21 protein-coding genes are annotated in these 21,459 nt (G+C 31.7%); 10 read left to right on the forward strand and 11 right to left on the reverse strand.

What is annotated here, in order from left to right:
- Positions 1 to 32 precede the first annotated feature (32 nt).
- The 4 genes from Q0921_RS08840 to Q0921_RS08855 all read left to right on the forward strand — a co-directional run bounded on the left by Q0921_RS08840 (position 33) and on the right by Q0921_RS08855 (position 3,022).
- On the forward strand, positions 33 to 890 hold the full coding sequence (locus Q0921_RS08840) for an OmpH family outer membrane protein (RefSeq protein ID WP_299255952.1): 858 nt from the start codon (positions 33 to 35) through the stop codon (positions 888 to 890).
- A 44-nt stretch (positions 891 to 934) separates the two neighbouring features.
- Entirely contained in the window at positions 935 to 1,444 is a 510-nt protein-coding gene (locus tag Q0921_RS08845) for an OmpH family outer membrane protein (RefSeq protein WP_299255953.1), read from the forward strand.
- An 82-nt stretch (positions 1,445 to 1,526) separates the two neighbouring features.
- Positions 1,527 to 2,315: a glutamate racemase gene (murI, locus tag Q0921_RS08850; RefSeq protein ID WP_299255954.1), complete on the forward strand. Its 789-nt coding sequence runs from the start codon at positions 1,527 to 1,529 to the stop codon at positions 2,313 to 2,315.
- A gap of 182 nt (positions 2,316 to 2,497) precedes the next feature.
- Complete coding sequence (locus Q0921_RS08855) at positions 2,498 to 3,022, forward strand: hypothetical protein (protein WP_299255955.1); 525 nt, start codon at positions 2,498 to 2,500, stop codon at positions 3,020 to 3,022.
- A 198-nt stretch (positions 3,023 to 3,220) separates the two neighbouring features.
- Here Q0921_RS08855 and Q0921_RS08860 read toward each other — a convergent pair whose 3' ends face one another.
- Positions 3,221 to 3,955, reverse strand: coding sequence for a LytTR family DNA-binding domain-containing protein (locus tag Q0921_RS08860; RefSeq protein ID WP_299255956.1), 735 nt, complete (start codon positions 3,953 to 3,955; stop codon positions 3,221 to 3,223).
- Between the two features lie 63 nt (positions 3,956 to 4,018).
- Entirely contained in the window at positions 4,019 to 6,256 is a 2,238-nt protein-coding gene (locus tag Q0921_RS08865; RefSeq protein WP_299255957.1) for a histidine kinase, read from the reverse strand.
- Positions 6,257 to 6,476: 220 nt separating this feature from the next.
- Here Q0921_RS08865 and Q0921_RS08870 point away from each other — a divergent pair, with 220 nt between their 5' ends.
- Together Q0921_RS08870 and Q0921_RS08875 are read left to right on the forward strand one after the other, a co-directional pair.
- On the forward strand, positions 6,477 to 7,652 hold the full coding sequence (locus Q0921_RS08870; RefSeq protein WP_299255958.1) for a vWA domain-containing protein: 1,176 nt from the start codon (positions 6,477 to 6,479) through the stop codon (positions 7,650 to 7,652).
- A gap of 14 nt (positions 7,653 to 7,666) precedes the next feature.
- On the forward strand, positions 7,667 to 8,182 hold the full coding sequence (locus Q0921_RS08875) for a rhodanese-like domain-containing protein (protein ID WP_299255959.1): 516 nt from the start codon (positions 7,667 to 7,669) through the stop codon (positions 8,180 to 8,182).
- 60 nt (positions 8,183 to 8,242) lie between these two features.
- Here the strand turns inward: Q0921_RS08875 and Q0921_RS08880 are convergent, their stop codons facing one another.
- The gene (locus Q0921_RS08880) at positions 8,243 to 9,268 is read right to left on the reverse strand and encodes a type IX secretion system membrane protein PorP/SprF (RefSeq protein WP_299255960.1); all 1,026 of its coding nucleotides are present in this window, start codon (positions 9,266 to 9,268) and stop codon (positions 8,243 to 8,245) included.
- Positions 9,269 to 9,510: 242 nt separating this feature from the next.
- Between Q0921_RS08880 and Q0921_RS08885 the strand changes: the two genes are divergently transcribed.
- From Q0921_RS08885 to Q0921_RS08900, 4 genes are all read left to right on the forward strand, one after another.
- Positions 9,511 to 10,416: a NifU family protein gene (locus tag Q0921_RS08885; RefSeq protein WP_299255961.1), complete on the forward strand. Its 906-nt coding sequence runs from the start codon at positions 9,511 to 9,513 to the stop codon at positions 10,414 to 10,416.
- A 127-nt stretch (positions 10,417 to 10,543) separates the two neighbouring features.
- A complete protein-coding gene (locus Q0921_RS08890; protein WP_299255962.1) occupies positions 10,544 to 10,744 on the forward strand; it encodes a dodecin family protein in 201 nt (66 codons plus the stop codon).
- 567 nt (positions 10,745 to 11,311) lie between these two features.
- On the forward strand, positions 11,312 to 12,016 hold the full coding sequence (locus tag Q0921_RS08895) for a hypothetical protein (protein ID WP_299255963.1): 705 nt from the start codon (positions 11,312 to 11,314) through the stop codon (positions 12,014 to 12,016).
- Positions 12,017 to 12,248: 232 nt separating this feature from the next.
- Complete coding sequence (locus Q0921_RS08900) at positions 12,249 to 12,953, forward strand: hypothetical protein (RefSeq protein WP_299255964.1); 705 nt, start codon at positions 12,249 to 12,251, stop codon at positions 12,951 to 12,953.
- Here the strand turns inward: Q0921_RS08900 and tsaB are convergent.
- The 8 genes from tsaB to Q0921_RS08940 form a co-directional block, all read right to left on the reverse strand.
- Positions 12,907 to 13,566, reverse strand: a complete 660-nt coding sequence (gene tsaB, locus Q0921_RS08905; protein WP_299255965.1) for a tRNA (adenosine(37)-N6)-threonylcarbamoyltransferase complex dimerization subunit type 1 TsaB — start codon at positions 13,564 to 13,566, stop codon at positions 12,907 to 12,909. The two genes, Q0921_RS08900 and tsaB, sit on opposite strands and share 47 nt — an antisense overlap.
- A 39-nt stretch (positions 13,567 to 13,605) precedes the next feature.
- On the reverse strand, positions 13,606 to 14,883 hold the full coding sequence (locus Q0921_RS08910) for an efflux RND transporter periplasmic adaptor subunit (RefSeq protein WP_299255966.1): 1,278 nt from the start codon (positions 14,881 to 14,883) through the stop codon (positions 13,606 to 13,608).
- Between the two features lie 77 nt (positions 14,884 to 14,960).
- On the reverse strand, positions 14,961 to 16,409 hold the full coding sequence (locus tag Q0921_RS08915) for a TolC family protein (RefSeq protein WP_299255967.1): 1,449 nt from the start codon (positions 16,407 to 16,409) through the stop codon (positions 14,961 to 14,963).
- Positions 16,410 to 16,611: 202 nt separating this feature from the next.
- Complete coding sequence (locus Q0921_RS08920) at positions 16,612 to 17,736, reverse strand: efflux RND transporter periplasmic adaptor subunit (RefSeq protein ID WP_299255968.1); 1,125 nt, start codon at positions 17,734 to 17,736, stop codon at positions 16,612 to 16,614.
- 31 nt (positions 17,737 to 17,767) lie between these two features.
- Positions 17,768 to 19,030: an ABC transporter permease gene (locus Q0921_RS08925; protein WP_299255969.1), complete on the reverse strand. Its 1,263-nt coding sequence runs from the start codon at positions 19,028 to 19,030 to the stop codon at positions 17,768 to 17,770.
- Positions 19,031 to 19,046: 16 nt separating this feature from the next.
- A complete protein-coding gene (locus tag Q0921_RS08930) occupies positions 19,047 to 20,276 on the reverse strand; it encodes an ABC transporter permease (protein WP_299255970.1) in 1,230 nt (409 codons plus the stop codon).
- Positions 20,269 to 20,970: an ABC transporter ATP-binding protein gene (locus tag Q0921_RS08935; RefSeq protein WP_299255971.1), complete on the reverse strand. Its 702-nt coding sequence runs from the start codon at positions 20,968 to 20,970 to the stop codon at positions 20,269 to 20,271. The genes Q0921_RS08930 and Q0921_RS08935 overlap by 8 nt, the downstream gene beginning before the upstream one ends.
- Before the next feature lie 234 nt (positions 20,971 to 21,204).
- Positions 21,205 to 21,432, reverse strand: a complete 228-nt coding sequence (locus Q0921_RS08940; RefSeq protein ID WP_299255972.1) for a hypothetical protein — start codon at positions 21,430 to 21,432, stop codon at positions 21,205 to 21,207.
- Between the last annotated feature and the right edge of the window lie 27 nt (positions 21,433 to 21,459).

Here is a 21,459-nt window from a genome sequence, read left to right on the forward strand (position 1 = left end):
GGCACGATTATTTCTATAAACAAAACAGGATCATGAAAACAAAAGTTCTTTTAGTATTAGCCGCTATCCTTTGGTTATCTTTCTCCAACACAGCAGAAGCTCAAAAAGGTATAAGAGTCGGATATATAGATATGGATTATATCTTAGAAAATGTACCTGAATATAATGAAGCTTCAGCTGACCTGGAAACCAAAGTACAAAAATGGAAAGTGGAAATCGAAGCTGAATTAAAAGAAGTAGAACAAATGAGGAAAGACCTCAATAACGAACGTGTTCTTCTTACTAAAGAACTTATTGAAGAAAGAGAGGAAGATATTTTCTTCAAAGAAAAAGAAATCTTAGAGTATCAACAAAAGAGATTTGGACCTAATGGTGACTTATTTCTTCAAAAAAAGAGGTTAGTACAACCTGTACAGGATCAGGTTTTTGTTGCAGTACAGGAAGTAGCAAAAAATAAAAAATATGATTTTATATTTGATAAGTCTGCAGATCTAGTAATGTTATATTCTGCAGATAGATACGATATAAGTGATCAAATATTATTACGAATTAATAGAGCTTCCAAAAGAAAGCAAGTTAATAGTAAAAAAGAGAAAAAGGCATTAGAACGTGCAGAAAAAAGAAATGTTGATCAGGAAAAAGAAGTAACAGACAGAGAGAGAACAACGTCTCTTAAACAATCTGAAAGAGAACAATTACTTGCGGAAAGAAAAGCTGCAAGAGACTCGATCAGAGCTGCTAAGAAAAAACAATTTGAAGAAAGAAGAGCCAAACTTATAGAAGCTCAAAAAAGAAAGAAAGATTCAATAAAAGCAGTTAGAGAACAACTGAAAGACGACACGCCTTCTGACAATGAAGATGGTGAGACTAATGAAAATGATGATAATTAAAGAAATTAATTTTTAAATTTATAACACACTTAATATTACTTGAAATGAAAAAGTTTAGAACCCTATTAGTAGCTTGCGCATTCATCCTAGGAGCATCAAGCTTTGTAAATGCACAATCTAAAGTGGCACATATCGCTTCACAGGAACTTGTGGAAGCAATGCCTGCTTTTAAAGCTGCCAAAAGCGAAATTGAAAAGCTAAACAAAACGTACGAAGCAGAAATCAGAAATATGGTTTTGGAATTGCAAAATACAATGAAAAAGTACCAGGCCGAAGCTCCTACGAAAACTGAAGAAGAAAATGCTAAAAGAGCACAAGAAGTTCAGGCTACGGAGAAAAGCATTGGTGATTACAGACAAAATGCATTACAAGATCTTCAGAAGAAAGAAATTGAACTGTTAAAGCCTATCTATGAAAGTGCACGTGTTTCTATCCAAAAAGTTGCAAGAGCACAAGGATTTCAATATGTGTTGGATTCTACAACAGGAACAGGAGTTATCTTAGCTGATGGAAAAAATCTAATGGCAGATGTAAAAAAGGATTTAGGTATCTAAAAAAATTACCTTTATAGAATAAAAAAACAGTGGGTTTAAACTCACTGTTTTTTTTATTTTTGGAGCAGTACTATCTCACGAAATGAACAAACAAGCAATAGGTATTTTTGACTCAGGTATTGGCGGCACTTCTATATGGAAAGAAATCGCCTTGGCCATGCCAAGTGAAAACACAATATACCTAGCAGATAGTAAATACGCCCCTTATGGTAAACGTAGTACCGATGAAATTATATCATTAAGCATTAAGAACACCAAAAAGCTTATTGAACTAAACTCTAAAATCATTGTTGTTGCTTGCAACACTGCTACTACAAATGCCATAAAAGTACTTAGAGAACAATTTGATATTCCATTCATTGGTATTGAGCCTGCTATAAAACCAGCTGCTTTAAATACAAAAACTGAAAAGGTTGGCATTTTAGCAACAAAAGGTACATTATCCAGCGAATTGTTTGCTAAAACATCTGATCTATATGCGAACAAAATAGAGGTTATTGAAGTTATTGGTACTGGATTGGTAGAACTTATAGAAGAAGGAAAAATCCAAACTCCAGAAATGCATATCCTATTGAAGTCATACATCCAACCATTAATTGAAAAAAATATTGACTATCTTGTTTTAGGCTGCAGTCATTACCCATATCTCATCCCTATCCTAAGAAAAATACTTCCCAATCATGTAGACATCATAGATTCTGGTGAAGCAGTAGCCAAACAAACTAAAGTGATTCTTTCCAAAAATAATCTCCTATGTGCTAACACACAAGAAGGAATACATACTTTTTTTACTAATGGGTCATTACACATTCTACAAGAAATTCTAAAAAAAAGTAATATCTCTTCTATTTCAAAAATATCAGCCTTTTAATCCACGTAATGAATTAACTTTATTTTTTGATAATTACACGTTAAAAAATAGCTCTTTAGCCAGTTTTAACATTTTTTATCATTGTCTATGTTCTTTTTTTCTTTTATTTTACAATCTTTTGATTATTAGTATTTTACAATAAATAAGATACTAATAAACCTTTTACCCCTAATTCTGTAGTTATGAAAAAAAGCATTGTAACGCTTTTTGGATTGTTCTGTGTGACTTTTTCTGTGGCTCAAAACAATGTTCAAATAGACGGAAGATTAAAACCGCATTTAGACAAATTCTTTGAGTATTGTAAAGAATATAATATCGAATATTATGACAAACTATTTAAACTAAAAAACATTGATATTGTGGACACGCTCTCCGTCTCTCCGCGAGGATCTACTTTGGGAATGCTTACAAGAGATAAAAATAATAAAGTAGAGAACATAGTAATTAATTGGGTAGCGCTGTTAGATCAAGAAATATTAAAAGTAGTTGCATTTCACGAATTTGCACATTATTTTCTAGAATATGAAAAACACATATGTGATGATTGCGGAAAAATAATGGCCGTCGTTAACAGTAGTTATTTCGATATTGCCAAAGACTGGAATAATCAAGTAAAGACATTGTTTCTAGATTCTCCTTTATATAAAGGAAGAAAAACAGTTGCTTATACGAATTCATATAACAGACAGAATCATTTAGCTAATTAACGGGACTAAGGATTTGGTTTTAAATAAACAGTCAAACAGAGTAATTTCTCATAGTGAAAACCATGAAAAATTATTTCGAAATTAGGCTTTTGATTGAAAAATTTACTTTTCTTCAATATGACTTTATATTGATAATCACTATGATTGATGTAAATTTTCTTACACTTAGAAACTAATGTTAGCTTGGTTTATTCTTCCTTATTTGAAATAATCTAATAAAGCTCCTTTTTTAGACGAGGAAACCATAAGTTCTTTTCCTGATGATAACTGAACGCTACCTCCTTTACCTTTCTTATATCGTACAATAGTACTTACATTAACTAAAAAACTTTTATGAATTCTAACAAATCCTTGATCTGATAAAGAATCTTCAAAATACTTCAAGGTTTTACTAACCAGTTTTTGTCCTTGATTGAGGAATATTTTGGTATAATTATCATCGGCCTGGCAATACAAAATTTCAGAAATTCTTAATACTTCAAAACCGTCTTGTTGCGGTATGGTAATTTTTCCATCAGCAGCAGCAGATACTTTTGGTGTCAATACTTTATCCTGAAGTTCTTTTTCACGCTCTTTTATATGACTCACATGATCAACCGCTTTTATAAGATTATCGATTGCTATAGGCTTCAATAGATAATACGTCGCTTGAGCGTTTAACGCATCTACCGCATAATGGTCGTAAGCCGTTACAAAAACGGTTTCAAACGTTCGGTCGGGCACTTGTTCCAGTAAATCAAAAGCATTGCCATATGGCATCTCTACATCAAGAAACAAAATGTCAGGATTATGAGACGTCAACAGCGTTAATGTTTCTTGAACACTTGCTGCTTCTCCTAACACTTTAACTGTTGGACAATATTTATTGAGATAATTTTTTAAGATTGCTCGGCTATTAGCCTCATCATCTACTACAATTGCTGTTAAATTCACAGTTTTTCAGATTTATAAATTATTTCCAAGTCACATTATATAATAGGGCAAAAAAACAAAATGTTATTTATCCTTTTTAAGTACTAACTTTACCTGAGTACCTTCTTCTTCACCCGTTAGATCCGAGATAAAAACATCTACTTTATCCTTATACATGGTATTTAAAATAGTAATCCTCTTTTTGATATTACTCATTCCTTGCGACTTTTGCTTCTTTTGATTTAGAGTCTTTAATGCTTTAGACTTTTCTCTTCCGATTCCATTATCGGAAATTGTTATCTCAATTATATCCGCATATGTTTTAGAGAAATGTATCGTCAATTGCCCTTTATCTGGTCTGTAACGTAATCCATGCCAAACAGCATTCTCCACATATGGCTGAAGCAACATTGGCGGAATCATATATTGTTTAATATCAATTTCGGGATCTACTTCTATATTATAATCAAATTTATCCTGAAATCTGAAATGTTCTAATTGCACGTACAATTCTAATAATTCTATTTCTTTTTCTAATGGAATAAAATCTTCTTCGCTATTTTCTAAAACAGATCGCATCAACAATGAAAAGTCAGTCAAATATTTATTTGCTGCTCTTTCATCACTGGTCGCAATGAATGTATTTACCGAGTTTAAAGCATTAAAAATAAAATGTGGATTCATCTGAGAACGCAATGACTTTAATGCTAATAAATTATTAGCATATCGCTGCTGGTTAATATTTCGATACATTAAATAAGCAGCCAGAAACAAAAATACGGACAACCCGATCAACGAGTAAATAATTATTCTTTGTTGCCCAGCTAATTCCTGAGATGCAAAAGCAAGTTTATATTTACTCTCATTAAGCTCTCTATCTTTTTCTAGTGTAGTTATACGATTTGCCTTTTGAGCTAATTCCCTATTAAATCTGGTAGCTTGAGATATCTCTTGCTCTTTCTGAATATACAATTTATCAATAATAACTTCATACTCTTTAAAAGCTTCTGACGCTTTTTCCAGATCCCCTTTTTCTCTATATACTTCTCCCAATTTTCTGGTGGCATCCTTCTGGACAACCAAATCGTTCTCTGACTCGGCCTTTTTGATACTTTCTTCTAAATAAGGAATCGCTTCATCATATTCAGATTGGGCAGCAAATGCATTCGCTATTTTATAATTCTGAACTTGAGAAGTAATTGCTCGATCTTCATTATTATTTAATTCTGATTCAATACTATCCTTTTTTATCGGACTAAATGCCTCTCTCTTTTCTATATCCTGAATATCTTCTAGTGCTTCCTTACGTAATTGTATCTCTTTATCAAAACTACTATTCTTATTATAAAAATCAGCTGCTTTTGCTCTTTGTCGTGCTGAAGATTTTTTACTCCTTTTACTAGCTAACTGGACTGAATTACCCAAATACTCTTCTGCGTCATCCAGATTTCCTTGAATCTGAAGCATTTCAGCAAGTTTAGAATTTAATTCAATAATAATATCTTCAGATTTATTCTTTTGGGCAAATGACAACGCTATATTGTAATTATTAACTGCATTTTCATTATCATTTTGCCCTTTATAACTATCCCCTAGTCCTTGATACACCTTCACTTTCTGTAAAGAATTAAGTCTTGATTTCGCTAATTCATTAAAAGTTATTAATGAAGCCTCATAATTCCTACTTAGTAATTGAGCATTCCCTAATTTTATTTTAACATCATCACTATACTTATTAGTAAGACTGGTTGCATAATTACTTTCTGCCAGGTCTGGTTGTTTCCAATGAGCATAGATATCTCCTAACGTTTCAAAAAGTTCAGCTTTTTTCTCATCACCAAAGGTGTCGTTTTCCTCTATTGTTTCCAGCGCTTTTGTAACATAATCAATACTTGTGGCAGCATCTATTTTCAAAGAATTTCTTGCTGCAGTAAGATTAGCTCCGTATGCAGCAGAGGATCTTTTTTGTTTTTCATCTTTCTGAACATTTGTTACTGATGGGTTCTCCTGAACTTTAACATCTATTCTTTCTCTGCTTGTGATCGTATAATAAATTGTATTAAAACTGTCATGCTTAATAATAATATTATTACCAATCTTAGCTTGTATTTTAAAATCACCTAGATTGTTAGTGCGATACACCTTATCTCCTACTCCTACTACCTGAATTTCTACGTCTCGTATCGGTTTAAGCGTTTTATCTTCTTTTACGGTACCTCGTATCGTTACATCAGCCTCTGTTGCTCTTCTCATATTATCCTGAGCAAAAAAAGTACTGGGTAACACCCACATAACCAACAAAATGAAACAAAATTTATTCATCATACACTAAATAAGGAAGGTAAACTTAATCCATTTATATGGGATAATAAAATCAGAAATTACTCATACACTGCTTTCTTAAGAATATTACTATAATAAAATATTACTTCCCTAACTGATAAGGGCTTTTCACTCATTCATAACAAAGCATTCCTAATTCTTAGTTTTCATTCAAAAAAGTTCCTGTTAGTTTTAACTTAAATTAAAAAAAGTAACAATTATGAAGACAGTTTGTATATGGAGTTTATTATGCTTGCTAATAATTCCTATTTCATGTAAAGCAGAAAATAATTCCCGTTCGAAATTAGTATTTCAATCGGAAAATTCACATCAAATTTATACCTCAAAAACAGATCCGGACACCAAAAATATTCAAGTAGCACTATTATTAGATACTAGTAATAGTATGGATGGTTTAATTGACCAGGCAAAAGCACAATTATGGGAAATTGTAAATGAATTGTCTTACGCAAAATGTGGCCATTATAAAATAAAACTACAGATTGCTTTATATGAATATGGGAATGATCATTTACCATCAAAGGAAGGTTACATAAGACAAGTACTACCTTTTTCTGATGATCTCGACGAGATTTCAAAAGAGCTTTTTGCCTTAACTACTAATGGCGGAAACGAATATTGTGGAAAAGTAATAAACACTTCTATAAATCAATTAGATTGGAAAAAAAATAATGATCATCTAAAATTAATCTTTATAGCCGGTAATGAGCCCTTTACACAAGGGCCCGTAAACTACAAAGATGCTGCTACTGATGCTATGGAAAAAGATATTACCATAAATACTATTTTTTGCGGTAACTACAAACAAGGTATTGAAACTAATTGGAAAGATGGTGCTGATTTAACTAAAGGAGAATATAGTGCAATTGATCATAATAAGGAAACCATTCATATAGCAACACCTTATGATGATATCATTCTACAATTAAATCGAAAATTAAACAATACCTATATCTATTATGGAAATGAAGGTTCTAAAAAAATAAGTCTACAAGCTGAACAAGATAGTAATGCTAGATCATATAGTCCGGCCAATGCAGTTAGCAGAACTGTAAGTAAAAGTTCTGGGTTTTATAAAAACAAAAGCTGGGATTTGGTGGATGCAGCAGAAGATAAAGATTTCGAGTTAGAGGAAGTTGAAAAAGAAGAACTCCCTGAAGAGCTTAAAAACAAATCCAAGGCAGAACTGAAGCAGTATGTTTCTGAAAAAAGTAATGAACGAAAAGAAATTCAAAAAAAGATACAAGAGCTAAATAAGAAACGAATAACGTATATAAAAAACAATAGTAAAAAAGATGTTTCTAATCTGGAAACTGCACTTATTAAAGCCATAAAAACTCAAGGAGAAAAAAAATCTTTCAGCTGGAAAGAGTAATAAGCACGAAAACTATGAAAACAAATCTAATCGTTCTATTAATCGTTTTAACACCTATAACCATGTTGTCTCAAAAAAAACAAGAATTAAAAAAATCTAAGGTTGATTATAATTCTTTTTTTAATATCACAGAAGAAGTTATGGAGTATCGGCAAAATAGGTTGATACCTTTGGATCAGTTTCTTGATTATACACAAGACAATGGTACCATTTTATTAGACACAAGATCAGAAGCTGCTTACAACCGAAAACACCTGAAAGGTTCGGTTCATTTAAATTTTTCTGATTTTACTGAAGAAAAATTAGCAAAATTAATTCCGGATAAAAAAACCAGAATCTTAATTTATTGCAACAATAATATCGATGGAGATACTCTAAATTTTCCAACCAAGAAGATAACTCTGGCATTAAATATTCCCACCTTTATCAATTTATATGGGTATGGATATAAAAATGTATATGAACTGTCTTCCTTAGTTCCTATATTAGATAAACGGTTGAAGTTTACGGGAACAGAAGTGGAGTATTAATGAAAAGACTAGCCTAAACAGCTAGTTTTTTTCTATATATTAATTATATAATAGTATTGTTTAATTATTTACTGCTGGGCAATGACAATCCCAACGTTCTTTACGTTTTCCGAAATCATACCCTACTGTTAATTGATGAAAACCTCCATTACTTAACACCACAGAATTAGATTGATAGCTATACGTATATCCTACCATCCATTTTTTATAGTTTATACCAAGAAACGGCGTAATATATTGTAATTTTTGACTTTCAATTTCGGCACCGGTTTGAGAAAACTCTGCTCCATCAAAACTTCTTCGATAAGACAATCCTCCCCATAAAACCACATTCTCACCAAAACTCCTATATGCTTTTAAGTTTGCATCAATAGAACTTTCCATAGTTTGATCCGTTGCCTGATAAAGCATAGATGGTTCTAAACTCCAAGGTCCTCCGTTTCCTAATCCAAAAACATATCCTAATGAAAAAATATATCTTCTCTGATTATTAGGTTCTACGATTGTATTATTAGAATTATCAAAAAGACCTCTTGTTGTAGGTAATATATTTTTTACAGTCAAATGAGCAAACCAATCGAGGTAATGATAAGACATTCCCACATCTAAATTAAAATACCCATCTTTTTGTAATCGTCCCTGTATTGCAGGATCTGGATCCAAAGGATCATCAAACTCTGTAGTATCTAAATTAGATTGAATAAACGCACCGCTAATACCAAAAGACAACATATTTAGATCGGTTCTATCACGAGAAAACAGTAAATGATATGCAAAAGTAGCGAATACTCCAGTTTGAGAAAAAGGACCATTCTCATCCTTATAAACTATTGCACCAAGACCTACTTTATCACCTGTTCTAAAATTAACATTAGCAGATTGTGTATTAGGTGCATTATCTACGTCAAACCATTGTTTCCTAGCCGTAAGTCTAATTTTATTAGCATTAGAAGCTCCGGCCATGGATGGATGAACCAGATATAAGTTATCAGAAAGATAATCTGCATAAACTGGAATTCCTTCCTGAGAAAAAATAAATTGTGAGGTTAGTATAGCAAACAACAAATAGTATTTCTTCAAATTCATTAGAGGCATTATGTTTAAAAGGAAAACTAGGTTAATTATTTCAATATAAACTATTTAATCCTGCTTATATTGTGGGGCTTTAATATTTCTTCTCCCAAATTAAAATATTATTTATTGCCGGAAGCAAATATATTAATTTTTAACAGAACATATCTTTTTGCTTTAGTATTAAAACATTCTTAATCTTATAAACCCTACTCTAAATTGGAATTACTTTTTAGTAAATTTGCCAAAAATATATCATGGAAAAGAAATTTGAAATAAAAATAGAACCTACTTCTAATCCGAGTATAATAAAATTTGAGGCTAATTATTTCCTAACTGAGCATACTAGTTATGAGTTTGAAAATATAGATCACGCTAATAATTCACCACTAGCTCAACAATTATTTTATTTACCATTTGTAAAAAGAGTATTTATTGCTCAAAATTTTGTAGCCATTGATAAATATGATATTGTAGATTGGGCTGATGTTCAAGACGAGGTTGCTGAGCAAATAAAAGAATATCTAAATAGTGGACAACAGGTGATTAGTGAAACAACATCTGTTAAAAAAACACCTATAACCATCTACGCGGAAAGTACTCCAAATCCTGCGGTACTTAAATTTGTGGCAAATAAAAAATTAGTCACTGTTGGACACGAATTTAAAAGTATTGATGATACTAAAGAAGCTCCTCTTGCAGAAAAATTATTTCATTTTCCATTTGTAAAAGAAGTATATATTGATGAGAATTATATTTCTATCAGTAAGTACGATATGGCAGACTGGAATGATATTACAACAGAAATAAGAGAGTTTTTGAGAGAATACCTCGAACAAAGCAAGGAAGTACTTTCGGAAAACGCTACCGTATCTAAAAGTCAAGTAGAAAAGCAAGCTGAGGCAACTTTCGAGAAACTAGATGATACATCAAAGGATATTGTAAATATTATTGAGGAATATATCAAACCTGCTGTTGCCAGTGATGGAGGTAATATTATGTTTGACTCTTATGATCCAGAGAGTAAAGTAGTAAAAGTAATTTTGCAAGGAGCTTGTAGTGGGTGTCCTTCTTCTACATTTACTTTAAAGAATGGTATAGAAAACATGTTAAAAGAGATGTTAAAAGATAAAGTAGCCTCTGTGGAAGCTATAAATGGGTAGTTCATCGAATTATCTTTAATGATATCGAAAAAACCATATAAATAATAGTGTTTATTATTTAATAAAAACCAAAGGATCTCGTATATTAGAGAACCTTTTATAAAATATTAACCAAAAAATTATTAAAATGGCAATTGTTAAAGTAATAGAAGTAATAGCAACCTCAGAAAAAAGTTGGGAAGACGCTGCAAAAAATGGAATAAAAGAAGCTAGTAAAACAGTGAAAAACATTAAATCTGCATGGGTCTCTGATCAAAAAATGATGATAAAGGATAATGAAATTTCAGCTTACAGAGTTATTCTTAAAATATCTTTTGAGATAAATTAAAAACATATTACTCATTATAAAAAGCATCTTAATAATATTGAGATGCTTTTTATGTTTTTAAACAATACTAGAAATTATCAAAGTGATATATTTCTATCTTATTACATTAATTTTATTGTTTACTATTTATACAGATTAAAAAATAACCTATAGAATAAAAAGTTTTCATCACGGATCTTTCTGTAATACTAAATACATAATAAAATTATAGCAAGCAGTATTTCAGCCTTAGAAGGGATCACTCCCAGGAAGATTTTTCAGAATAAAACATTGAATATATTATCGACACAAACAGTCTACTCAAATACTCTTGAAGTAAAGAAAATCAACTAGTTAAATAAACAATTAAGGATTTTTCTTACAAAACTATAACGTTTTCGTTTCCTAAACTACTGTTTTACCATAAAAAATTGGTGTTATATTTTCAAAGAATCATAATATTTTTCGTTAATACCTAGTCAAAAAAGTTAATCCAGTAATAAATTCGCAAAAATATCGTATTAAAACTTATATTTTTGCATTTAATCTCGTGTTTTATTATATTTAATTCACCTAAATCAATAAGCCGTGAGAAAAATACTACAATTTTTATTTTTAGCAATATCACCTGTTTTATTTGCACAACTTCCGCAATCTTTATTAAAACCGACTGATAGAATAATTACATTTGATGAGTTTGATGGTTCCATTTTTAAACATCTTCGATATAAAGATGCAAGTGTAATAGATGAAAAATCGGGAACCTTTGATACCAAATTAAGGTATAATGCCTATACGGATGCATTACAATATAAAAAGGGTTCTGAGTTATTTGAACTTATAAAAAGTCCTACATCACATGCTAGAATAGATGGTGATTACTATTACTATTGTGAATTTAAAACACAACGAGGTTTAAAGAAACCTGGTTACTATGTTCTGGTGGAACTAACAGAACGATATAGGATATATAAAAAATATTCCGTAAAAATAACCGAGCCAGATAAAAAAGGATCTGCAAGCGGAACTGCAACTCCTGGCAAGGTGCAAATTCAGAAAGCCTATTTTCTTGAAGAACGTGGTGTTATCATGGAATTACCCATGAACAAAAAGAAAATCTTAGCCGCTCTTAGTGACAAAGAAGAAGAATTAAAAAATTATATAAAAAAGGAAAAAATAAAAGTACGTAAAGAAGAAGATCTTATACGACTTGTATCTCGATATAATGCGTTAAAAAGTACAGATGGAGGACCATCTAGAAGTTTATTAAGTACTAGATCTAGGAGAGATTAAACCTTTTAAACATAATGCTCTATTTAATATAATAATAGCCATCTCACTTACAGGTGGCTTTTTTTATGAAAATGAACTAAATACTTTCGACCATTTTCCGTTCATTCCTGAAAATTTATCATAATCTCCTACTAATCAATTTTATATATTTACGCTTACGCCGTATTTTGGGTACGTTTTTAACTTTTAGTGAAATATTTTTAATATATTGATAACATAAATGGATATTGATATGAGAAGTACACTACAAATACTATTGTTTTTAACAAGTTCCACTTTATTAGCTCAGTTACCACAAGAATTATTAAAAACAATTCAAGAAACAAAAGTCTTTGAATCCTATACAGGTTCTGTGTATATCAATAAAGAATATCAAAATGCTAATATAATTGCTGAAAAGACTGGAACATATGAAGCATCTATCCGATATAATATTTTTAATGATGTATTAGAATATACTGAAGAATCTAAGCTATACGAGATTATCAAAACTCCTACAACCCATGTAAGAATCGGTAATGACTATTACTATTACTGTAATTTCAAAAATGAACGAGGTTTCAACAAACAAGGATACTATGTTCTCGTTGAGCTTAATGAGCAATATAGAATATACAAAAAATACCATCTCAAAATTACAGAGCCTAAACCCATCGATGCAAATACTGGTTCTGCCCAAATAGGAAAAATAAAAACTACAGAAGTTTATTGTCTAGAAGAAAATGGAATTATAATCGATTTACCTACTAAAAAAAATGATTTATTAGCTGTATTTTCTGATAAGAAAGATGAATTAAAAGAATACATTAAGAAAGAAAAAATAAAACTTAAGAAAAAGGAAGATTTAATAAAATTAGTTGCAAAATATAATGCTTTAAAAAATATTGATGCTAACCCGTCACGAAGTCTTTTAAGTAATAGGGCTCGAAGTAACTAACATTTTCGAAATCATTTTCCAAAAATTTAGTATAACTTACAGTAGCCATCTCAATTGCAGATGGCAATTTGTCTGAAATAAATTCTGCATTTTTATGTGTATTAATTTCAGCAAATTTAGCAACTCCATTTCCAATAAAATATACTTTACTTTTTTGTAAATAGTTTTCATAAGAATCCTCTGTTAATATTTCTGCTTCAGTAGATCTTATTTGTTCATAATTCTTAGAGAAAATTGCAGAATACACTTCCATTCTTCTGGCATCAATCATAGGAACCACAAAACCATCTTTAGTCTTTACTTGCAAGGCTAACGAATGTAACGTATCTATAGAAATTAATGGAATGTTTAATCCGTAACACAATCCCTTGGCTGCAGAAACACCAATTCTAAGACCTGTATAAGAACCCGGTCCTTTACTTACGGAAACAGCATCTAGATCCGCAAAGGTTATTCCGGCTTCATTAATGATAATATTAATAAATTGATGTAAGCGTTCGGCATGAGAATATTTAGTATCATAATCCTCTTTAGATACAACTACTTCACTATCTTTAATTAAGGAAACAGAGCAATTAGTTGTAGAAGTTTCTATACAAAGAATATAGGCCATCTTAAAAAATTTATGCAAAGATACCCTTAATTATCTTAATTATTCTTCAGTATTTTTTTCCTTTTTTAAAGTCACCTTATCACCAGTTTTTAATGTTTTGGTAACTACGTTATAAGGCCCTGTAATAACTTCTTCTCCTTCTTTTAAACCTTCAGTAATTTCTATATTACTATCATCCTGAATTCCTGTTTTAATCACTCTTAATTTAGCAGCTCCACCATCTTTCACAAAAACACACTCAAACTTTTCATCAGACTCTTTAAGTTTTTCCTTTGTGTAGGATCTTTTAACGTTACTAGAAGTATCGCTTTTAATCACAATAGCACTAATTGGAACTCCAATGATGTTTTCCCTTTTATTAGTAATAACATCAACTGTAGCTGTCATACCTGGCCTAAATGGCGAATAACTCTCAGGTTTATCTTTTACCAAATCTTGATATGACTCTTCTAGAATCCGCACTTTTACTTTAAAATTTGTTACTTGATCCGCACTTAATGTACTTTCTGCAGAGTTGGCAATCTCTGTAACTAAGCCTTTAAATTGTTTTTTTAGATAAGCATCGACCTCGACAATAGTAGAATCTCCCAAAGAAATCTTCACAATATCATTCTCATTTACATCCACCTCAACTTCCATGTTTTTTAAGTTTGCCACCCTTACGATTTCGGTACCAGCCATCTGCTGTGTCCCCACTACTCGCTCCCCTAATTCTACTGACAACTTAGAAATTGTTCCACTCATTGGAGCATAGATTGTTGTTCTATTAAGATTATCTTTTGCCTCATTTACGGTAGCCTGTGCACTTTTTACACCATAGTAAGCTGATTGTTTAGATGCCTCTGCCACCTCATAAGCTGAAACAGATCCATCCCATTCTGCTTTAGAAATTACGCCTTTATCAAATAACCCTTTATTACGATCATAGTTTAGTTTTGCTTCCTTTAGACTAGCTTCTGCCTGCCTTAATCCTGCTCTTACATTTTCTAATGAAGCCTGCGATCTGTTTAATCCAGATTGTATAATATCTGGGTTTATTCTAACTAAAAGATCGCCTTTCTTTACTTGCTGCCCTTCTTTAATAGGTAAATCGATTATCTCACCAGAAACTTCAGAAGAAAGTTTAACTTCAACCTCGGGCTGAATCTTTCCTGTAGCTGAAACAGTTTCGATAATATCTAGTTTTTCTATTTTAGATATCTCTACTTCTTTTAGGTTTCCGTCTTTACCAAACCATCCTGCCTTTTTACCAAAGACCAGCCCAATAACTAAAACGACAACAATGATTAAAATGATTAGTAAAGTTTTTCTACTCATGACTTACATTAAAAAATTAATTCTATTGGTTGAAATTACAACCTTTTGGTAAACAGCCCAAACACACTGATATTTATTTATAATTTTATATCTGCTAGTTTTATTCCGAAAAAAAGTTCTAACACTTTAATTTTAAAAATATAATCAAATTTAGCTTGTACTTCATTACTTTGCGCATTTTCTAATCTAAATTTTGATTGACTAAAATCAAAAGCATTCGTTCTTCCTACATCATATCGATCTTTAGCATACTCATAAGCTCTTTCTTGTGCTTTTACAGCTACCAAGGAAGCTTCATAAGCTTCTGCAGATCCCTTTGCATCAAGATATGCCTGGTATACGTTACTATCTAAGTCTAACTCTGCTTGCTCTAGCTGAAACGCTGTACGTTTTACATTTATTTTGCTTCTTTTTACTGCATTCTTTGTAGAGAAACCATTAAAAATTGGAACAGAAAGTGACAAACCATAAGATAAACCGTCATTTTGATATAGTTGTTTTATAAAAGGAGTAGGACCCGCTTCTTGTAAAAGTATATTAGGTCTACTAGAAAAAACAGCATCTCCAGAATTTCCTACAAATCCAATTTCTTCTGTTAATATAGGGTTATCAGGATCTATGCCACCAGTAAATGTATTACTCCCTACTTCACTTGTTCCATAGTTAAAGGAACCATTTAAACTTGGGTAATACGCTCCTTTTGCTATTTGCAAATCCTTTTCTGCAATTAATTTATTTTGTTCCGCTATTTGTACTTCATACCTAGATTCTCGCGCTGTAGACCTTATTTCTTCGATAGATTTATTCATAATAGAAGACGTAGGAACTAAATATTCTTGTTCTGCTATATCGAAACCTTCATAATCTTTAATCAACAGTGCTTGCGCTAGCGAAACACGGGTAATCAATACTGCGTTTTCTGCTTGTACAATACGCGTTAATTCATCAGCAGAAGTAGCTTCAATCTCAAAAACATCTCCTTCTGGTAAGACACCTGCTTCAACTAAATCTTTTGTTCTTTTTAGTTGTTCCAAAGTAATTTCGTGCTGTTTCTCTATTACTATTAAAGATTCTTTATTTAGCAGTACTTGCAAATAACTATTAGCAATAAAAAGTGCAATATCATCTTTAGACTTACCTAAATTAAACTGATTTAATAATCTATTAATTTTTGCTCTCTGTAAACGTCTTACATTTCTTAAACCATCAAACAAAGTAACTCCAACTCCAATCCCATAATTCGAACTTCTAAATGTCTGTGTACTATTCACATTGGTTATAGGATCCGTTGCCAAACCTGACCTCCAAGAATTACCTGCATTTGCATTTACACTTGGTAAAAACGCTCCGATCGCATCACTTTTATCGATCTCTGAAGCCTCTAAATTAAGAGCTGATTGCTTAATAGTTATATTATTCTCCAAAGCGTATTCTACACACTCCGTTAGTGTCCACTTTTTATCTTGAGCTTGAGTAGTGAGCATCCCAAATAGGACACAACATATTATCGAAATTTTAAAATTCATCTGTTTTTCTTTATTTTTTAAAAGGTCAGATGGAAACTTGCCAAGAACATTAATTACTTTCAAAAAATGTTAGAAGTTTATTTCACAATACCTATTTGTATACTATTGATCGTTGTTGTTACACTTATTTATAAAAAAAATATTTCTTTATAAAACACCTATAATTAAATCAAAAATAGGTATTATAATTTTTAGCACTTATTTAGTTTTGACTTCCTTCAGGTTCTATTTTAACTGGTTCAGTTTTATTCCAAACTTTTATCTCATCATCTTCTGTTAAGCCAGATACTATTTCTACATTAATTCCATCAGATAAACCTATCTCTATTTCTCTTTTCTCAAACTCCTGATCTCCTGTTTTAATCTCTACATAAGGTTCCTCTGTTTCTCTATCAAATTGTAATAATGCTTCTTTAATTGCTAAAATATCTTCTTTAACATCTAACACAATAGAAGCGTTAGCACTATAACCTGCTCTTACAAAATACTCTTCATCCAAAAACACTTCCCCTTCAATCTTAAATTGAACTGCTCCTTGTTCTTCGTTTCCTTTAGGCGCAATAAATTTAAGTTTCGCATCAAATTCTTTATCTCTTATAGCACCAAGACTAACTTTAAGGGGCATATCAATTTTTAACTTACTTACTTCTGCTTCATCTACTTTACCTTCAAAAATCATTTTGTTCAGGTCCGCAATCGTAGCGATAGAAGTTCCTGCATTAAAATTATTACTTTCTATTACCTGATCCCCTTCTTTTACAGGTATTTCTAGAATTGTTCCAGACACCGTAGCTCTAATGTTTGTATTTGCTGAAGAAGACCCTCCAGCGGACCCAAGTCGTATTATTTGAAGATCACTTTGTGCATTAGAAATATCTTGCTTAGCACTATTGTAATTCAGTTCAATTGCATTAAAATCCTGGCTTGATATTACTCCTTTTTCAAAAAGGGCTTTATTTCTGTCATACTCAGTTTTAGAATTATTTAATACAATCTGTGCATTTTTAACTCGCCCTCTAGCACTATTTAATGACTGTTCATTAGGCACAACCTTTACTTTAGCAATTAAATCACCCGTCTTTATAGGTTCTCCTTCTTCTACAAATATTTTTTCGATGATTCCTGATATTTGAGGTTTAATTTCTACCTCATCTTCCGGAATCACTTTTCCTGTAGCTACTGTTTTCTCTTCTATTGAGGTTTTAAAAGCTTTTTCTGTAGTAAATACTATAGGTGATTTACTATTGGAATCTATAAGATACTTACCAGAAAAACCAAGTAAGGCTATAAAAACTACAACTAATAAAATTTTAAAAAACTTCTTCATTTTGATCGATTAGGTTATTTTGATTGTTATTTTATTCTTCTCTTAATGCTTCAATTGGTTTTATACTTACTGCTTTTTGAGCAGGAATAAGACCGATTATTGTTCCTAAAAGGACTATAGAAAGTAATGCTCCTACCACAGCAAAGAAATCTACTGTAGGATTTAATATAGGGACATCATCGCTATTGCCGATTGCACTATTTATTCCCCAAAGAACAATGGTTCCAAAAACAAAACCTATAAGACCTGCTATAAAAGTTAGCATAATAGACTCTAACATTATTTGCCCTCGTACTTCTGCTGGAGTTGCTCCTAATGCTCTTCTGACTCCAATCTCTCGTGTGCGCTCTTTAACAGTTATTAATAAAACATTTCCTATAGCGATCACACCTGCTATAAGTGTAGCTATACCAACTATATAGGTTATCAATCGCATTCCAGACAAAAATCCATTTACTTTTGCCACTTCTTCTCCTAAATTAAAACTTCCGAAAGCCTGATCATCATCAGGATGCACATCATGCATTCGTTTAAGTGCGGTTTTTATTTTTGCCTCTGTATTAACTATATTCTTATCTGCTTTAGCCGTTATAACCATCCAGGAAATATTTCTTCCTTGATTAAAAATAGTTTGGAACGTAGTAAAAGGAAGGAAAATAGAATCATCTCCTTCAAATCCTTGCTGTGTAGGTTTATAAACACCAATTACCTTAAAATATATCCCATTAATTTTTACAAAATCACCTATAGCTTCTTCCTCTTTATCATAAAACTGTTTATAAATATCTTCCCCAATCACACAAACTTTTCGTTCATATTTAATATCTTCTTCATTGATAAACCTGCCGCCATCAAAGATTTTTTTCTTTGAAACCTTATCTATCGTTGGATAATCTCCGAATACTTTAAATGCTCCAGATTTGGACCCTCTAACAAACTGACCAGGAGGTGTTCCCCATTGCCCTGTAACATTACGCGGTGCAATATATTCTATGTCATTTATTTGTGACTCTAGAGCTTCAACATCATCCAAAGTAAGTTGCATCCCTCTGCCTCTTTTAAAGCCATTATTAGGCATACTAGTTTGTTGTCCCCAAAGAAACATTGTGTTCGTCGCAAAATCATTAAACTGACTTCTAAAACTGTTATCCAAACCTTTTGCCATTCCTAAAAGAACTACAAACAAAAATACTCCCCATGTTACACCTATAACAGTGATGATCGTTCTGATTTTATTTTTACGAATTGCTCCGTATATTTCTTGCCAGGTATCTCTTTCGAATATAAATTTCATGTCAAACTATTATTATTTATTCGTCTCTAAGCGCAATGATCGGTTTGATTTTTGCAGCTCTTCTTGCTGGAATATATCCAGCTAACAATCCTGAAAGTACTAACGTAATTGTTGCTACTACGATGACACCTGTATCTACCTTTGGGTTAAGAATAAAATATTCTTCTAAGTTATTACCTATTAGTTTCAAAATTAACATCCCTAATATCAGACCTAAATATCCAGCTACAGCTGTAATCAAAACTGACTCCTGAAGTACCATTGCTATTATAGATTTAGGAGATGCACCTAGAGCTTTTCTAATACCCAATTCTTTTGTTCTTTCCTTTATACTAAAAGTCATAATATTTCCAATACCAATCACTCCAGAAATTAATGTTCCTATTCCTACAACAAATATAAGCGCATAGATACCTCCTAAAATCACCATAGTTTCTTTAATATCTTCTACAAAACTTCGAACTCTTATTGCACTTTGATCATCAGGCGATACGTTGAATTTTTTCTTAAAGTCTTCTTCAATTTTCTTCGAAAAAGCAATAGCTTGTTCTGTATCCATCGCCATATTATAGGATAAATTGATTTGATCTAAATGTTCATTATTTCCGAAAAGTAACTGAACCGTTTTATATGGCATATAGAGTATTCGTTCTTCATTATCGCCACCACTATCCTGAAATACTCCAACAATTTTATAGGCTATTCCATCTACATCAAGAGTTTTTCCAAGAGCATTTTCATTTTTAAAAAGATCTTTTTCTATAAGCCTTCCAATAACTACATTTTTAGTTCTTTCTACGAGGTCACCTTCATTAAGATATCGCCCTTTCATCATGATCGTTTTTTCGAGATACTGATGATCTGGATGCACCGCTCTAATGCTATAGCTGCCGGATTCCTTTTTATACTTAGCTAATCCGTCGCGATAAATTCTTGGTGTAGCATATTCCACTTTACCAGTGTAATTAGAATTTATAAACTCGAAATCTTCATTTTCAAACTGAATTCTTCTATTTTCCTGAAAACCTTTAAACGCTTTAGAGGTTCTTCCTCCTCTAATAAAAATTACATTCTGAGCATCATCTACAAAACTGCTTAGGAAACTATTGAGCAAACCATTACCTAATCCCAATAGAATGGTAAAAATTAATATCCCTAACGCAACAGTGAATCCTGACAAAAAAGTTCTTAATTTATTTTTACCTATTGCCTCAAAAATTTCTTGCCACCTATCTCTATCAAACATATTGTGAAGCTCTTACTTGTTCTACAGGCTTATCTTCCACAATGACTCCGTCTTTGAGATGCACAATACGTTTACACATATTAGCAATATCTTCTTCGTGGGTTACAACTAATATTGTTTTTCCCTCATCATTAATGCCTTGTATTATATCCATTACTTCATAAGAAGTTTTGCTGTCCAAAGCTCCTGTTGGCTCATCTGCTAATAATACTTTTGGATCTGCTGCTAATGCACGTGCAATTGCTACTCTTTGCTTTTGTCCTCCCGAAAGTTCACTAGGTAAATGTGTAGCCCATTCTGCTAAGCTAACCTTACCGAGATATTCCATAGCTTTTTCAGTTCTTTCTTTTCTTTTCTTCCTTTGATAGTATAAGGGCAATGCTACGTTTTCTAAGGCGGATTTATAATTAATTAGATTAAAGGATTGAAAAACGAACCCTAAGAACTTATTACGATACTGTGCAGCCTTTGTTTCATTTAACCCTTTAATAGGAACATCATCAAGAAAATAACTTCCAGTATCTGCCTCATCCAACATCCCCAAAATATTAAGTAATGTAGATTTCCCAGAACCTGAAGATCCCATAATCGCAACTAGTTCTCCCTCTTTAACACTAAAATTAATTCCTTTAAGAACATGAAGGGAATTACTTCCCATTTGGTAAGATTTATGTAAGTCTTTAATTTCAATCATAATACAAGATTAAGATTTATCAGATATAAAATTACATCTGTTTTCTTTTAACTAAGACTCACTGACTTTAAATAATAATAAATTCTAGTAGATTGATTTTCTAGTTTCCCATCTAGAAGTAATATGGATTGGTTAGTTTCGTCTTATATCATAAGACTTGTACTACGCCAATTTCGTTACACTTTATAATGTTATGAAAATGTTAAAAATTTACTCTCGAAGGAAAGCTATGTGTTACTTGCTTTCTGAAGTTTCCTTTTTCTTTTTATACATAACGTATCCTACAACACCAATAAGAACATATGGAACGATCATTAAATATACAATTCCATTATTAATACCTCTGGCAGTTTGTTGACCTTCTTCACTTTCTAAGACAGCTCGACACATAGCACATTGTGCACTAGCTGGGATAGCAAAGAGCAATAATAAAAATGATATGTAGTATATTTTTTTCTCCATTTTAAATTTCAGCCTCTAGTTTACCCT

Origin of the sequence: uncultured Aquimarina sp., from assembly GCF_947496855.1 — a bacterium.
In the GTDB taxonomy this organism is placed as follows: Bacteria; Bacteroidota; Bacteroidia; order Flavobacteriales; family Flavobacteriaceae; genus Aquimarina.

Bases quoted from the DNA above. Each gene is read 5' to 3' on its own strand.
- Q0921_RS08940 (WP_299255972.1), bottom strand. From the start codon at position 21,432: ATGGAGAAAAAAATATACTACATATCATTTTTATTATTGCTCTTTGCT.
- Q0921_RS08890 (WP_299255962.1), top strand. From the start codon at position 10,544: ATGGCAATTGTTAAAGTAATAGAAGTAATAGCAACCTCAGAAAAAAGT.
- Q0921_RS08845 (WP_299255953.1), top strand. From the start codon at position 935: ATGAAAAAGTTTAGAACCCTATTAGTAGCTTGCGCATTCATCCTAGGA.
- Q0921_RS08920 (WP_299255968.1), bottom strand. From the start codon at position 17,736: ATGAAGAAGTTTTTTAAAATTTTATTAGTTGTAGTTTTTATAGCCTTA.
- Q0921_RS08930 (WP_299255970.1), bottom strand. From the start codon at position 20,276: ATGTTTGATAGAGATAGGTGGCAAGAAATTTTTGAGGCAATAGGTAAA.
- Q0921_RS08855 (WP_299255955.1), top strand. From the start codon at position 2,498: ATGAAAAAAAGCATTGTAACGCTTTTTGGATTGTTCTGTGTGACTTTT.
- Q0921_RS08870 (WP_299255958.1), top strand. From the start codon at position 6,477: ATGAAGACAGTTTGTATATGGAGTTTATTATGCTTGCTAATAATTCCT.
- Q0921_RS08865 (WP_299255957.1), bottom strand. From the start codon at position 6,256: ATGAATAAATTTTGTTTCATTTTGTTGGTTATGTGGGTGTTACCCAGT.
- murI (WP_299255954.1), top strand. From the start codon at position 1,527: ATGAACAAACAAGCAATAGGTATTTTTGACTCAGGTATTGGCGGCACT.
- Q0921_RS08915 (WP_299255967.1), bottom strand. From the start codon at position 16,409: ATGAATTTTAAAATTTCGATAATATGTTGTGTCCTATTTGGGATGCTC.
- tsaB (WP_299255965.1), bottom strand. From the start codon at position 13,566: ATGGCCTATATTCTTTGTATAGAAACTTCTACAACTAATTGCTCTGTT.
- Q0921_RS08880 (WP_299255960.1), bottom strand. From the start codon at position 9,268: ATGAATTTGAAGAAATACTATTTGTTGTTTGCTATACTAACCTCACAA.
- Q0921_RS08900 (WP_299255964.1), top strand. From the start codon at position 12,249: ATGAGAAGTACACTACAAATACTATTGTTTTTAACAAGTTCCACTTTA.
- Q0921_RS08910 (WP_299255966.1), bottom strand. From the start codon at position 14,883: ATGAGTAGAAAAACTTTACTAATCATTTTAATCATTGTTGTCGTTTTA.
- Q0921_RS08925 (WP_299255969.1), bottom strand. From the start codon at position 19,030: ATGAAATTTATATTCGAAAGAGATACCTGGCAAGAAATATACGGAGCA.
- Q0921_RS08885 (WP_299255961.1), top strand. From the start codon at position 9,511: ATGGAAAAGAAATTTGAAATAAAAATAGAACCTACTTCTAATCCGAGT.
- Q0921_RS08840 (WP_299255952.1), top strand. From the start codon at position 33: ATGAAAACAAAAGTTCTTTTAGTATTAGCCGCTATCCTTTGGTTATCT.
- Q0921_RS08935 (WP_299255971.1), bottom strand. From the start codon at position 20,970: ATGATTGAAATTAAAGACTTACATAAATCTTACCAAATGGGAAGTAAT.
- Q0921_RS08875 (WP_299255959.1), top strand. From the start codon at position 7,667: ATGAAAACAAATCTAATCGTTCTATTAATCGTTTTAACACCTATAACC.